This window comes from Butyrivibrio sp. INlla14 (genome assembly GCF_900102515.1).
Taxonomy (GTDB): Bacteria; Bacillota; Clostridia; order Lachnospirales; family Lachnospiraceae; genus Butyrivibrio.
This window is the reverse complement of sequence record NZ_FMVS01000014.1, coordinates 1-14,782: the sequence shown is the minus strand read 5'-3', so window position 1 is coordinate 14,782 and position 14,782 is coordinate 1. Positions and strand designations below refer to the sequence as shown.

At 42.1% G+C, this 14,782-nt stretch carries 10 protein-coding genes; 1 reads left to right on the top strand and 9 read right to left on the bottom strand.

Annotated elements, in window-relative coordinates:
* Positions 1-146: 146 nt before the first annotated feature.
* Genes BLO53_RS10335 through BLO53_RS10295 form a run of 9 tightly spaced genes read right to left on the bottom strand, consistent with a single transcriptional unit; the run spans position 147 to position 13,122 of the window.
* Positions 147-1,157 carry a carbohydrate ABC transporter permease gene (locus tag BLO53_RS10335; protein ID WP_092061187.1) on the bottom strand — a complete coding sequence of 337 codons (1,011 nt, stop codon included), beginning with the start codon at positions 1,155-1,157 and terminating at the stop codon, positions 147-149.
* Entirely contained in the window at positions 1,150-2,058 is a 909-nt protein-coding gene (locus BLO53_RS10330) for a carbohydrate ABC transporter permease (protein ID WP_026488555.1), read from the bottom strand. The genes BLO53_RS10335 and BLO53_RS10330 overlap by 8 nt, the downstream gene beginning before the upstream one ends.
* Before the next feature lie 14 nt (positions 2,059-2,072).
* On the bottom strand, positions 2,073-4,679 hold the full coding sequence (locus BLO53_RS10325) for a DUF5696 domain-containing protein (RefSeq protein ID WP_092061185.1): 2,607 nt from the start codon (positions 4,677-4,679) through the stop codon (positions 2,073-2,075).
* Positions 4,680-4,698: 19 nt separating this feature from the next.
* Positions 4,699-5,358: a YIP1 family protein gene (locus BLO53_RS10320; RefSeq protein WP_092061329.1), complete on the bottom strand. Its 660-nt coding sequence runs from the start codon at positions 5,356-5,358 to the stop codon at positions 4,699-4,701.
* 5 nt (positions 5,359-5,363) lie between these two features.
* Positions 5,364-6,887 (bottom strand): hypothetical protein, encoded by a 1,524-nt coding sequence (locus BLO53_RS10315; RefSeq protein WP_092061184.1) that lies wholly within the window; start codon positions 6,885-6,887, stop codon positions 5,364-5,366.
* 19 nt (positions 6,888-6,906) lie between these two features.
* The gene (locus tag BLO53_RS10310) at positions 6,907-7,770 is read right to left on the bottom strand and encodes a carbohydrate ABC transporter permease (RefSeq protein ID WP_092061182.1); all 864 of its coding nucleotides are present in this window, start codon (positions 7,768-7,770) and stop codon (positions 6,907-6,909) included.
* Between the two features lies 1 nt (position 7,771).
* Complete coding sequence (locus BLO53_RS10305; RefSeq protein ID WP_092061179.1) at positions 7,772-8,710, bottom strand: carbohydrate ABC transporter permease; 939 nt, start codon at positions 8,708-8,710, stop codon at positions 7,772-7,774.
* A 22-nt stretch (positions 8,711-8,732) separates the two neighbouring features.
* Positions 8,733-11,678: an extracellular solute-binding protein gene (locus tag BLO53_RS10300; RefSeq protein WP_092061327.1), complete on the bottom strand. Its 2,946-nt coding sequence runs from the start codon at positions 11,676-11,678 to the stop codon at positions 8,733-8,735.
* Between the two features lie 13 nt (positions 11,679-11,691).
* Positions 11,692-13,122, bottom strand: a complete 1,431-nt coding sequence (locus BLO53_RS10295; RefSeq protein ID WP_092061177.1) for an endo-1,4-beta-xylanase — start codon at positions 13,120-13,122, stop codon at positions 11,692-11,694.
* 391 nt (positions 13,123-13,513) lie between these two features.
* On the opposite strand from BLO53_RS10295, the gene BLO53_RS10290 reads away from it, so the two are divergent.
* Positions 13,514-14,479 carry a helix-turn-helix transcriptional regulator gene (locus BLO53_RS10290; protein WP_092061175.1) on the top strand — a complete coding sequence of 322 codons (966 nt, stop codon included), beginning with the start codon at positions 13,514-13,516 and terminating at the stop codon, positions 14,477-14,479.
* The last annotated feature ends 303 nt before the right edge of the window (positions 14,480-14,782 follow it).

The following is a 14,782-nucleotide window of genomic DNA, read 5'->3' as shown; positions in this document are numbered from 1 at the left end:
TCGCGTTCTCGCCATGCTACGTACATTCGGAAATCGCTATGCTCGCTACACTCGCATATCTTTTTTCCTCATGTACGTTCGATCCTCGAGGTTTCAAGCATATGCATGCGAGCATGCATGCTTGAAACTTCTCGTCTCTTTATCGCTCACATCTTTATACCCGTCGCACTGATGCTTTCTACGAAGGAGCGCTGTGCGAAGAGGTAGAGGACGATAAGTGGTACGATGATCATGAGTGTACCTGTTGCCAGGATACAGTTTGAATATGCTATTGAAATTGTTGTCTTAACTCCGTTGATACGCTGGATGTAAGCACCAAGGCTATCTACGATTCTTGAAAGAGCTGTGCTGACAAGCTTGGTATTTCCAAGGAACATTCTGGAGTAAAATCCGTCTGTCCACTGCCATACAAATGCAAATAAGAAGCAAGATGTGATAATTGGCTTAGCCTGTGGAAGCATGATTCTGATGAAGGTCTTTAGTGTTCCGCAGCCGTCTACATATGCAGCCTCTTCAAGGTCTCCAGGGATGTTACGGAAGTACTGACGGATCATGTAAATGTAAAGACCGTTCTTAAGTCCCATACAGCCTGCGCTCATCAGATAGTAAGGAATCTTTGAACCACGAAGGTTGATGCCCTCTCCATTGATAAGCTTGAAGATTCCAAGGATATCAAAATATCTGAAGTGAAGGTGCAGTGAGCTGGCGATTGTCTGTGGTGGAATAAGGATTACAAGAATAACCATTGCAAACCAGAATTTCTTTAAAGGGAACTCGAATCTGGCAAATCCATATCCAACCAGAGTACATACTGCAATCTGAAGAGCAGCGATTGTCAGGGAGATAAGAAGTGAATTCATTACTGCCTGCTTGTAGCTCATAAGCTCTGCTGCGAGTCTGTAGTTACCTGTTGTAAAGTGTTCAGGAATTGAAATAACTATCGGGTTATAAAGGTCTTTTTCTGTCATAAAGCTGACAGAGATTTTGTTTAAGATAGGCTGGAGGATAAGGAAACACATACCAAACAAAAGTATGAACCTAACAATGCTTACTCCCCATTCCATTATTACCTTCTTTAGAAGGTAGCCACCTGAGAGTCTATTTCTTTCCCAAAATGTTAACTTTTTATATCCTGTTTTTGATTCCATATTAGTCATAGTAATAAACCCTCTTAGATATGAAGAATGATGTAACTCCTACAAAAGCAAGTACCAACAGGAAGTATATCCAGGACATTGCTGATGCATTTCCGTATTGCTGCTGGTCGATCATAACCTTCTGGATCTTTGTGATTACTTCGTTATCTGATCTCATACAGAAATCAACAACTGTGTAGATCCAGTTTACAAGGAACAGTGAGCTGATCATTGGGAAGGTGATCTTCCAAAGGCTCTCCCACTTTGTACATCCTTCGATATCAGCGGCTTCATACATACTTGATGAGATTGTCTGAAGTCCTGAAAGGAAGATGATGATCTGAATACCGGAAGCAAGTGCTACATCATAGATGTTATCAATTACTTCGAAGACCTGTTCATAAGCTCTTACACCGACGCCTGCAGTTCTAAGGATCGTCTCAAGGGCATCTGTTACGCTGATGCCGCTTGTTGTCTGTTCGATAGTGCTTGCAAGCTGGTCCATAAGCTGGTTGTTAGACTCAAGTCCAACGATAACACCAGATGAAAGGATAACTGGCAGGAAGAATATTGCTCTTACAAGTGCTCTTCCCTTGAACTTCTGGTTAAGTATCAAAGCTACGAAGAAGCTGAATACTATGATTGCCAGGGAGTATACCATCATTCTGGTAAGCTCCTCCCAGAGCAATCTGTTGTACTCTGGGTCTACCCTGAATGCAAATATGTAGTTTGTAATTCCATTAAGAGTCTTTGTAACCTGTCCTGCTGCAAGATCAACCTGGCAGAAACTCATGTAACATGACTCAAACAGTGGCTTGACCATAAAGACCAAAAAGCCGATTATGAACGGAGATATGAAAAGATATCCCGATAATGCCTTACGCTTTTGCAAGCCGGCTAATTTGTTTTTCTGCTTACTCATGATAAATGCCTCTCTTATCTTGTTACAACATAGTCTCTTGCTGGAACCTTGACTCCACCAACTGTGTACTCACTGTAACCATAGTTTACATAAACCTTTGTTCCATCTGCATATTCTGTGCAGGAAACGTCTGCATTTATGTTTTCATGTCCAACCATTTCCTGATTGAAGGTGTGACCAAGTTCGTTGTTGTATCTGGTGTAGATAGCTAAAATGTTGTCCTTCATTGCATCGTAGTATGCACCATAGTACTGGGTGTAAAGTGTCTTCTGTGTTGCAAAAGAACTTTCTTTCATTACTTCGAAGCAAAGGCCTGCGCCGTACTCTGCTGAGTAAAGGACTTCGTTTTCCATGTTTCCACATGTATTTACAGGTCTTCCTGTGTAATCTACTCTTCCGTGGATAGCCAGCTGGAAGAAAGGAATACACTCATCAAGTATTGTGTACTCTGAACCTCTAAGATCCATTCTTGTAACCATCTTTGCAAAAGGAACTGCATAATCGTTACCCATGTTGATCATTACTGGGGTTCCGTTGTCGTTGTAATTCTTAAGCTGCTCAACCTGTTTGTTAAGAACTGCCTCACGAGAGTTCATATTCTTTCTGTAGAAATCAGATGAAAGATCCATTCCAAGATCATCAAATGATGCTCCAGCGCCATACTTCTGTGCTGCCTTAACCAGGTTGTCTGAATACTTACCGGCGATATCTGTGTGAAGCAGGTAGTATCTGTTATCTGAATTTTCTCTTTCTGAGTATGTTACGTTACTGTAAGCATAGAGCTCAGCTCTTTCTTTACTGATAAGCTTTGCTGCATCTCTGTAAGAGAAGAATCCATCAAGTAAGTTACTATCAAAAGCGTACTGTGTGATACCGTTGAGGTATACCTGATTTCCATTTGCCTCTGCAGCACTTACCATGTTTGTCAGATCTTTTTTGCTGCCAAGAGCATGTATTGTCTTAACCTTACTAAGAACCTTCTGGTTGACACCGCCGTTGCACCAGCCAACCATCTTGATGTGCATGTTTGTTACTCCTGAGTTTGTAAGATCTGTAATGATCTCAGAAGCTTCATCATAGCTTGTAAGCTTTAAAGGTCTTGATACTGGAATACCAACAATCTGTTTTACCTTATCGATAGATCCGATAACTTCGATTGCTACTGGTGTGCTTGTATCATCTACAAGATCAAGGTATCCGGCATATTCTTTCTGGAGATACTCGCCATATTTCTTGGCCATATCTACGTAGCTGCCTGAGTTTACAAATGAATATCTCTGAACCAGTGACTCATCAGGAAGATCTGTTATGTACTCGTAAATCTCACTGTTTGCGATATCACCAACATCGTACTGTTCTCTCTGGCAGATGCTGTACTTGGCATTTACGAAGTTGTAGCTGTGATTCTTGCCAGCAACATCGGCCTGGATTGATGCATAAGCTCTGCCGTTTTCAAGGATACAGATGAAGGAATCATTTCCCTCTGAAACACCATATACTCCGTAGTATGCTCTGGTGTTATGTACTACAGCGTCTCTTGAAAGACACATGTCCCAACCATATACGTTGGTGTAGTAACTACTCTGTGATGTCTTACCGTTATTAAAGTTTATCAGTGCTCCGCCGCCTTCTGGAACAACCATGAAGCCCTTATCGTTTGGTCCGCCTGCTCCGAAATATGGAAGAGGAGTGATTGTGTAAATAGGTGTCTCAGGATCATAATCAAGATCTGAGAAAGGAACCTCTACTACCAGATCTTTTCCATCAAGCTTGTAAATGATGCTTGCGTTAAAGATAGGTGTGTCTGATGACTTGGATGAAAGATCAAGTTCTTTATCTGCTGTGTAGTCATCGTAGGTGTAACCTGCTGCTGCGAACTTATCCTGAAGTGTCTTTCTTACGTTTTCCTTGGCTCCTGAACGAAGAACATATATTACTTCTGTCTCAAGAATAGGATAATTTGCAAGAAGTTCATCTTTGTTGTCCTTGGCTGTGAGCTTGTTGATGTCGTACTTTTTGTAGTACTGCTTGATGTAATCGACATCTTTCTTCTCCATAGCACCAGTAAACTGCTCAAATCTTGTCTTTGTAAGAACTGGTGGAATAGTGAACTCTTTTTCCACACTACCAAGTGAGTAATTAACTCTGATCTCATTCTCTCCAGGAACAATCTCATAAATTCCGTTTGTAGCACTGAATGCATAGGAGTTATAAGTTGTCTCAAGTCCCTGTGTGATTGAGTAGGACATGATAAATGGAGACTGGAGGAAGTTCTTTTGATCATCAAGAGCTTTCTCATCCTCAGCAGCATCCTTGGGATTTGAATACCAAACCTTGCCGCTGTCCTTGACCTCAAGTGAAAACTCTGTGGTCTTGGGATCCATTGTAAGCTTGAGCTGTCCGTTATCTACTACTACCGGTTCCTCTCCGCCGCCAAAAGCATAGGGAGGAATTGCCTCTTTTACCTCTGTGGGAGCCTTGGTGTTAGCCACATATACTATCGCACCCACGATTATCAGAGCAATTATTATAGAAGGAATAAGTGGCTTAACTGCCTTCCATATTTTCTGAAGTACTGGATTTAGTTTTTTGTTTGTGTCTTTGTTCTTATCTTTTTTCAACTTCGTCACCCCTTCATTCCTACATTCGGAACATCAATTCTTTTGCCAGGGAAATGAAATATGCAACTCCCTGTGAAATCATGCTAAAGAAGATCATCAGAATAAAGATCATGACTAGCATTGCAAACAGTGTTGCCACTGTGAAAAGAATATTCTTTCCAGCGGAGTATTCGTGGATCTGCCCCATAGCTGCGATGACAAGAAGTGCTGCCCACACAAGGGATAATGCACTGACTACGCTGTAGAATTCCGCTTCCTCAACAGTTACGAAGTTACTAAAAATCATAAGTGGGAACTGGATAAGTGGATAAGGAGTAAGTGCGTAGCAGGTTGCCATGTATACCTGGCCCAGCTTACCTTTTCCATCAAACAGTGTTGTCAGTCCCCAGTTTCCTACTACCCAAAGGGCCAGTGGGAAAAGAATACTTGCAAGATACAGGAAGATGTTGATGCCTTCCCAGTAAACAGTTATGAAAATGAAGCTTGTGTAGCGGAGTTTTAAGACTCTTATCAAAAGTGTAAGGAAAAGAATCGTATTAGCCGCTGCCATCGTGCCTCTTTTTTCATGAGTCAGATCCCAGAAGCCATCCAGCGGATGTGTGATGCAATAGAGCGCATACTTCAGGGAGTCAATATATCTATCTTTTGGATTATCAATCGGTTTAGTGTTTGCTATCATATCTCTCACCCTTTTTTCTCTACTACAAATATATCTGCTGTATCTATCTCGTGGCGTATGCTCTTAACCTTGCCGATGCTGAGCGGAACAAGGAACAGTAGAAGGATTACTGCAACTATCCAGCCAATATGCTCCTCTACCCAAATCTTTCTGTACTGCTTGTAAGCTTTTGAGTAGTTCTCAGCGTCATACTTAAGTTCAAAGTACTTCATGGCTTCTTCATATTTTTCCTGACGAAGAAGTGATCTTCCGATTCCGATATAAGCAAGATCGTAGTTACCGTTCTGGTTCAGAACTTCCTGCCATGCAGCACCTGATGTCTCGTAGTTACCTTTGTCGAATTCCTCTACAGCCTGGTAAACAAGATCACCGAACTGTGTTGGAACAAGGACTGTGATTGAGCAGTCAAGACTGTCAACTACGTAGAGCTCATGCCCGATGTGCTCGATGGCTGAAGGTCTTCTGAAGTAACCGTCCATGTTTCCGTTACCACCAAAGGCAAATACCATCTTACCCTGATCATCATAGCCAAAGAGTCGTCCTCTGTTACGGTCAAGACAAACATATACGTCATTGTCCATTACTGTGATATCAGTCAGGATTGATGGTCCTTCATAACCACCACCAGATCCAAGATAAAGATCTCCGCCTACAGACCAGTCGCCGTTTGAAACCAGGATGTCATTACCCATGAGGTTAAGCTTTCTAACAGCGTTTTCATCTGCCTGTGCCTGTTCAAGTGTACGGGCCTTTGTTGCATATATGAAGCCTTCATAGTCCATGAAGATGTTCTCATACTCTGTAGGAACGAAGGATTCCATCTTGGCTCTCTGTTCCTGAGATGCCAGTTTCTTCCATATATAATCTGTCCAGTTAAAGGTTACTGGTGTAGCTCCTACAAATCCTGAGAAAGTACCATCATTCTCATACTTTATAAGACCTTTGTTGATACCAGTTGCTATACAGTAAACACGCTCTGCTGTGTCAACCGCAAGCTTGGTTGGCTGAAATACAAGCTTTGGATCAAGTGTGTTATCAGTTGGCTTAACAAATTCCATGATGAAATTCAGGTCTTTATCAACCTTGACAACTCTTGCATTTCCATTGTCTGCTATGAAGATGTTTCCATCCTCTGAAACAGCTACATCTGTAGGGTTATTCAGCTCTTTTGACCCGCTGCCACCATTTATCTTGTCGATAATTCTCACAACCTCAAGCTGCTCTGGTGAAACCCTGTTAAGTTCTATGATTCTGTTGTTTCCACTGTCGCACAGGTAAAGTGTATTACCTTCTGCAAAAAGACCTTGTGGATTCTTGAGCTTTAGATCAAGTCCAAGTTCTGATGAGGTGAACACCTTGCAGGAATTATAGAAATCTGCACTGTTCACATAATCGCCCCAGTAATCGTAATTGTAGGTGTATCCACCCTCACTGGTACTTGTTGCTTTAACCTGAAGTGGCTGAAGAAATGCTGCAGTTATCGCAAGTATTGCCATTCCAGTTCTCATTAAGAAATTCTTCTTACGCATATCGCTTCAACCTTTCAAATTAGTCCTTAAGTCCTGAGCTTGCCATTGTTTCAAGGATCTGGCTCTCAGAGAATACAAAGATGATAATAGGAACTATCATTACTACTACAAGAACCGCAGCTCCCTGACCTGTTCTTGCGATACCACCTGCCTGAATCTGCTGAAGAGCAAATACAAGGGTTTTTCTTTCTTCTGAATAAATATATGTTGATGCTTTGTTGTTCCACAGTCCCTGAACTGAGAAGATGATCAGTGTCATCCATGCCGGCTTAACGTTTGGCATTACGATTCCAGAGAATACCTTCCACTCGTTGGCTCCGTCGATCTTGGCAGCCTCAATAAGTGATGTAGGAAGTCCTTCCATGAACTGCTTCATAAGGAAGAGTCCCATAGGAGATGCAAAAGCAGGAATGATGATTGACCAGTATGTATCGATCCATCCCAGTTTGTTAAGGATCAGGTAGTTAGGAATTGCTGTAACCCAACCTGTGAACATCATGGCAACTGTTACAATCTTGAAAAAGACCTTGTTGCCAGGGAAATCGTACTTGGCAAGTACGAAAGCACCCATTGATGCGATTATAAGGTGTCCTGCTGTTCCGCAGAATGTGATAAATACTGTATTGAACAGGTATCTTGTAAATGTTACCCAGGATTTGCCCATTGTTACGAACAAATCTGAGAAGTTATCAAGTGTAGGATGCTGAGCAAAAATCTTTGGTGGGAATTTGAAAAGCTCATCCAAAGGCTTCAGTGCAGCATTTACTGCATATATAATTGGGAATGCCATTACAAATGCTACCAGCAGGAGGAAAATGTAAAGAGCTATATCTCCGGCTATTGATCTGTTTGGCTTTCTTTTCTTTAATATCTTTGCGCTCATATCAAGTACCAACTCTCCTTAATAGACTCTGGATTGCCTTGTTACAAAGTATCATCATAAGGAACAGGATTGTAGCTATTGCACAGGCATAACCCATTTCAAATCTGGAATAACCATAGTCAAACAAGTGTGTTACGATTGTTCGTGCTGCATAGTCTGTACTAGGATATCCGCAAAGTGCCATTGTTACATCTGCCACACCAAAGGATGATGTGATGGTCATAACAGCACCGAACATAAGCATTGGCTTCATGCTTGGAAGTGTTATGTACCAAAGTTCCTGCCATCTGTTCTTGATACCGTCCATGTAACCTGCTTCAAACTGTGATCTGTCAACACCCTGAAGACCAGCTACAAAGGAAAGGAATCCGGATCCCATACTCATCCACAAGATAACGATCATACAGATTGGAAGCATGTACTTGGGATCGATGAGCCAGAGCCTTGGTGTATCAATGATTCCCAGGTTCATCAAAAACGCGTTTACATATCCGTAAGCATCTCCTCTAAAGAACACTGAGAAGATAACATAGCAGTTACCTGCGATGGATGGGGCGTAGAACACGATGACGGCTATGCTTCTGATCCATCTGGGTAGCTCATTTATGAGCCAGGCAAAAAGGAAGGATAGAATATATCCAAGGGGGCCTGTGATCAGAGCTATCATCAACGTGTTCTTAACGCCTATCAGAAAAATATCGTCCTGAAGTATCAGTGAGATATAGTTCTGCAGTCCAATGAACCGAGGAGGTTCAAGTATGTTGTAATATGTGAAGCTGTAATAGATTGACGCTACTACAGGGAACACATAAAACATCGTAAAAAGTATTGCGTAGGGTGCCAGGAAGAGGTAGCACATCTTACGGAGCTTTGCCTTCTTCCAGGCTACTTTCATATTATGTTTTCGAAGTGTCAAATACTTCTGAAAATATTCCTTCATTTGCCCTTTTCTCCCAACTTACTTAGTCATCTACTGGCATACCAAATTCGATACGTTTCTTCTTTATCTCTTCATCTATAAGTATTGAGTAGTCAATTATGGTCTCTCGTGAATCAACCTTCTGATTGATAACCTTTCTTATAGCGTTTGAAATATGTCTTCCAGTGAAGTATCCACCAGGAACCTCTCTGATTCCTACTGTGTTATCCCACTGCTTGCTCAGAACTTCGATATCGTCTGTACTCCAGGAGAGGTTAGCAAAAGCATCTCTGTTAGCTGTTGCATATCTTGCAGATGAACCAAGGAGTGCTTCGATCTCACGACCAAATCTTACCTGTGTATCTGCGTTTGCCCACCACTTCATGAATTCCCAGGATGCAAGTCTTAATGCTTCATCATCTGTCTTGATCATCATTGTGGCGCTACCTGTGATGAAGTCTGATCTGTCAAGCTTGCCATCTCTGTATGTTCCAGGAATAAGAGTGAAGTCCCAAAGACCTCTTATCTCAGGTGCTGAAACCATAAGTGTGTTATAAGTAGAATAAGGTGCAATACCAATTGGCATTTCTCCTGAACGGAATCTACTTACAAAGTCATATACTGTAGGAATACCGTAATCATTAAAGTATCTAACGTAGTCATCAAAGGCTGCAACGCCTGCCTCTGTATTAACTGTTGTCTTGGTTCCTGCCTCGTTGTACATATCTCCGCCATACTGATAGAGAAGTGAGAAGTACATTGAAAGGTCAGGTGCGTTTGACATAACTGCTGTTGTAGCTGCTGTAGCACCGCTGCTTCCTGCTGCTGTAGGGATACCGATTGAAAGGTTGTTACCCTGAATTGTAGGAAGAAGCTCTATAAGTTCTTTCCATGTATTAGGAACTTCAAGTTCCATTTCCTCAAGTACGTCTTTTCTGTAGAACATTACGTTGAAGGTCTGTGTCTCTGGAATACCATAGATGTGACCATCAAGTCTGTACTGCTCATAGGAGCTTTCTGAGTAGTGGGAAAGAACTTCTTCCCAGCCCTCAAACTGAGTGATATCTTCTGCTGCTCCACGGAGTGCGTAGTTAACTGGCTGATCTGCACCAACTGAAAGAACTACGTTTGGTCCACGTCCAGCAAGTACTGCATTAAGAAGTGCTCCTGGATCAACGATCTCTACGTTAACCTTAACTCCAGTTGAAGTTGTGAAATCATCATCTACCATTGTCTTAAGGATTGTACCCTGGTCACGACCTGTAAGTACCCAAACCTTAACTACTTCATCGCCGCTCTTTTCATCGTAAACATCACCGACTGAGTTGTAGTCTACAAAGAATGAAGCAACGAAGGACTTGATCTCGTGTCCTGCCTTTGTAAAGAAGTTTGCTTTATCCTTCTTTGGAGTAACATCTGTTCCTGAAATTACCAGGTAATCTACATCGAGCTTAGTCTCACTCATGTTAAGTGAAGCTGTACCCATTGATGTGATGTTGTCCTTAAAGGTTGTAAACTCTGTTGTGATCTTCTGTGGCTTTTCACAGAATCTTTCAAGCTGCTGTGCAATAGTCTGTGCTGTTGCTACGTTGTCAGCCATCTGTCCTGAGTAAGCAACCATGTCATCGACTATCTTGTAAAGTCTCTTTGACTCAAGTTCCATAGCCTGCATAATCTCAGGATAGGTTGTATCAATATGGTAATCTCTGTAAACATCAGGTGATGCACCTGTATAAACAAGGATTCTTCTATATATCTGGTTAAGTCTGTAAGTGGAATCTTCCATTTCCTCAAGGATTGCACCCATTCCTCCAAGAGTTGCCTCAAGTCTTATTGTGTGCTGTCCCTTTGTAAGATAGAAGTTATAAGGTGTTCCGTCTTCAGCTGCAAGATCTTTGCAATCCCAGTCGTTTGCATATTCAAAAGAGATTTCTGAAAGAGCATCAAATGGAACCTGTCCATCAATAAGAACTGTTCTGTTTGATACTGAACCTCTTGCGTAGTTCTGACGTGCCTTGATCATGATGTTGTAGTAACCATCCTCTGGCACTTCGAAGTTCCACTCAATCCACTGTCCTGAGCTTCTCCAGGTCTCACCACCAACGTAGTTGAGAACTGTTGTTGTTACGCTGTTAGGTACTGTGGTTGGCGAGGAACGATCGTATTTAGCATATAGGGAGGACTCTGATCGAAGGCTGGAATCCTCGCCCTGTACCACCAAATTAAAGTTCCTTGCTGCATCTGATCCTGCATTCTGAGGATTCTGTGCAAGGTATTCCTCGTAAGTAGGTGTTGCCTTGATGGCCTTAAGCTCAACATTTGAAATAAGCATTGGCTCATTGTCCGCATTAAATGTCAGCTTGTTCTCACCCTTATTAAAATAGAAGACATAGGGTTCAGCTACAAATCCCATATCGTCTCTGAAATATGCACTCTGCCATCCGAAGTATTCAACCTGACGAGGTCTGATCTCATTGCCCTGGTTATCAACCTTGATATCACCACCGTCCATCCACATTCTTGTAAAAGAGATGTTTCTGGCATCCTCGAAAGGAAGCTCTCCGTTGATCATAACTGTTCTCTCAGCAGGAACTCCTCTTGACTCTGGAAGTTTGTAATCTACATAGAGTCTGTACATTCCAGCTTCTGGAACATTTACATTCCATGTTATGCTAGAGCCTGTCTCTGTAAGTACTGCATCCTTCTTGTCATCTGTGGCAGCCTTCTCAACCTTTACAGTTCCGGTTGACTCATAGTCAAAAACATCTACCACAACATCTTTTGAAGGATGAGCATCTTTCATGTGCTCGTTCACATATCCTGTGTAAGCTCCAACTCTTTCCATACCCTCAATTTCCTGGGTAAGATCAGTTCCTTCGTATTTCTCATGAAAGTCTGTTTTCTCACGGTGAGAAAGAACTACACACAAACAAATAATTGCTGCAAGAATACCAAGTACTATCAATAGTTTTTGTAAAGTCTTATTCATATCCTTAAGTCCTTTAGTTAGTTTCTGCAAAAACCCAAAACGCTGGCTTCGGTTTGTATAGATCATCAAATAGTAGCGGGCATTGGGCTTTTTCTTTATTGCTTCCTCCACCTACTGTAGATCTGTGCTGAAGCCATGAATACTTGTCAACAGTTCCCCAGAAGGTAATACCTGTAACCTGTACGCCGGATTTTTGAACCTCTTGAAGTGCGTAATACTGCAAATTGTACTGCTTGCGCATCTTCTCGTACTCTTTTTCCTTGGACTCGGGGCTTCCGTCGTAGTCATCACTGGAGCTTAGATCCCATTCAGTTATCTGAACTGCTCCAACCACATCTCCATAAGCCTTTGCTGATGTCTCTACATCTGTATAGGATGGTGAATCGCTACTGTAGTGACCCTGCATGCCCATGGCTGTGATCCTGGTTCCTACTCCAGGCTCGCCTTCCTGGTCCTTGACCGCTTTCAAAAGAGCTACAATTCCGTCTCTTTTCTTTGCCATACATTCGTTGTAATCGTTGTAGTACAGCTCAAGTTCTGCCGGAGCGTATTTGTTGGCGTATTTGAAAGCATTTATAATGAACTCTTCGCTTTGGTAAACGTGCCACCAGCTGGAGTTATTACCATGAGTGTCGTTCGACAGTGGTTCGTTTGGATTCTCATTATCTGACCTGTAAGTCCCTGTTCCATCTGAAACTGCCTCGTTGACTACATCCCATCCATAGAAAAGATCTTTATATGGACTGTCCTGCCCAGTGAAGTGAGTAAGTACTTCTCTTATGTACCACTCCTGTCTCTTATCCATTTCTTCCTTGGATACGTAGGGCTTATTCTTGTCGTAGTCTTCATGGAAGAACCACTCAGGTGTCTGTGAATGCCAGACCAGCACATGACCTCTTACCTTGATCTGTCTGTCTGGATGCACCTCATTCCATTTGAGAAACTTGTTAAGAATCTTCTCCGGATTATCGAAGTTCATCACAGGAACTGTAATGATCTCACCGTTAAGCTCTGCTTCTGTAGTACCCGGACATGCTCCGTTGCTGTAGCCAAAGAGCGAATCAGGTTTAAGTTCGTTTCCCAGTGTAACTGCATTAAAGTGAGTAGTTACCAGATTCCATAATGGAATGTCCCAGGGTTCCTTGCCGGTAATCGCACATCCTATCCGGCATCCCATCTTCTCCTCTACGCTATCACGCAGGGCCGGGATTTCTTCCTCTTTATTCTCACCAGCTTCTGCTGTGGAATTTTCAGAGGATGAGCTTTCTGTATTATTTAGTTGTTCTGCGGAAGTTGACAAAAGTGAATTGTCAGAAGCTGCCTCCTGGGCATCTGTTCCCTGCATAGCTGGTGCATCCGTCGCAGTGCTGTTTGCGCACGCCGTTGCTGTCAGCATCACAAGAGCTCCCAAGGTGGCAACTATAGATCTGCCCCGTTTATACACTCCTTTTTTGCCTCCCAGTTTTTGTTACTCAAAATTTGCTACCATCGACCCCCATCGATAGTTATAAGCATAAAGGCTTTGCGCGTTTTGTTCCTACCAGTTTTTGCCTAGCAATGTGCAGATGTTGCTTTTTGTTGCCAAAAATTGTCATGCATTTTTTGTGCATAATTCACAAAAAGGGCACTATTTTTACTGTGCCATTTATTTAATGTGAGCATTAATTAGGGAATGATAGCAATAATTGAGAAGAAAGAGTTGTCAGAAAATGATATGATTTGCAAGTAAATAGTTGGCGGTGCGGCATTTTTTTAGCCGCAAAAGCGTTCGCAATATTTTGGTAATGGGGACCAATAGAACGCTGAAAAAGTTGTTATTAGGGGAGGAAACGCCGATGTCAAAGGGTTCAGACAGCAACGTAACCTTAGATTATTACCAGCAGAACACTGACTATAGCTCACGTGTACTTGAGGGTAATAACGAGAAGTCTATTTTTCCAAAGGATAGTTCAATCCGAATCTGGTATAACGAACAGGGATATGACTATCCATCTCACTGGCACAACGCTCTTGAGATCATTGCACCTATCGAGAATCACTATGATGTTGAGATTGAGGGTGAGATGCATCATGTAAAGCCTGGAGAGATAATCTTTATTCCACCAAGAAAATCTCACTACCTGCATTCACCTGGATCAGGTAGCAGATATGTATGCCTCTTCGATATTGATTTCTTTTCATCGGTAAGAGGTTATTCAGGCCTTATGAACATGCTCAAGGACTGCATTCATATCACGCCAGAATTCTATGCACCTATTTATAATGAAATCTTGAATCTGTTCTCTCAGATTTGGAACGAGTATTTCCAGAAGACTGAATTCTACGAGTTTTCCATCTACTCACACCTGTTCCAGATCATGACCATACTTTCAAGATATCAGCTAAACAAGATCAATCTTTTTACAGAGAGCACTCCTGTTAAGCGCAGAGAGTATTTCGAGAAGCTCAACACTGTTATTGATTACATCGATGAGAACTACGCTTATGATATAACTCTTGAGAATGCCGCTTCCTACAGTGGTTTCTCCAAGTTCCATTTCTCCAGATTGTTCAAGGAGTACATGGGCTGTACCTTCTATGATTATCTTATCAATCAGCGTATCAAGGCAACGGAAGTCCTGCTGACAAGAGATGATCTTTCAATCACAGATATTGCGCTGCAGTCCGGTTTTTCCAGCATCTCAACCTTTAACAGAACTTTCAAGTTAAAGAAGGGCTGCACTCCTGGCGAGTATCGTTCTTTATTCTCAGGTGGCCTCGGCAAAGAAAAAGGGGATGTATCAGCCAAAGTAGCCAAGTGAATTTTCAAAATAAGACGGTCGTAAATACTTGTTTTCGTCTTCGTCGTAATTCTTACGGATCAGATAAAAAGAACCAGCTTCCTTTCAGCCTTGTTCAGAACAGTCAGCTGGTTCTTTTTATCTAATCTCGTGAATTATCTCCTTGTACGAGAACTGCGCATTTACGGCCGTCTCATATTAATTTCTTGGATTGCACTTTTCTTTTAATTAAAACTTTCCCAAATCGTCGGACTATAGGTTAAGCCCCTAAATCCGCGGTTTGTTACTTCAATTGTCAGAAAATGAGTGCACCAAAGGCAAAAA

Bases quoted from the DNA above. Each gene is read 5' to 3' on its own strand.
- BLO53_RS10300 (WP_092061327.1), bottom strand. From the start codon at position 11,678: ATGAATAAGACTTTACAAAAACTATTGATAGTACTTGGTATTCTTGCA.
- BLO53_RS10310 (WP_092061182.1), bottom strand. From the start codon at position 7,770: ATGAGCGCAAAGATATTAAAGAAAAGAAAGCCAAACAGATCAATAGCC.
- BLO53_RS10330 (WP_026488555.1), bottom strand. From the start codon at position 2,058: ATGAGTAAGCAGAAAAACAAATTAGCCGGCTTGCAAAAGCGTAAGGCA.
- BLO53_RS10320 (WP_092061329.1), bottom strand. From the start codon at position 5,358: ATGATAGCAAACACTAAACCGATTGATAATCCAAAAGATAGATATATT.
- BLO53_RS10335 (WP_092061187.1), bottom strand. From the start codon at position 1,157: ATGACTAATATGGAATCAAAAACAGGATATAAAAAGTTAACATTTTGG.
- BLO53_RS10290 (WP_092061175.1), top strand. From the start codon at position 13,514: ATGTCAAAGGGTTCAGACAGCAACGTAACCTTAGATTATTACCAGCAG.
- BLO53_RS10305 (WP_092061179.1), bottom strand. From the start codon at position 8,710: ATGAAGGAATATTTTCAGAAGTATTTGACACTTCGAAAACATAATATG.
- BLO53_RS10315 (WP_092061184.1), bottom strand. From the start codon at position 6,887: ATGCGTAAGAAGAATTTCTTAATGAGAACTGGAATGGCAATACTTGCG.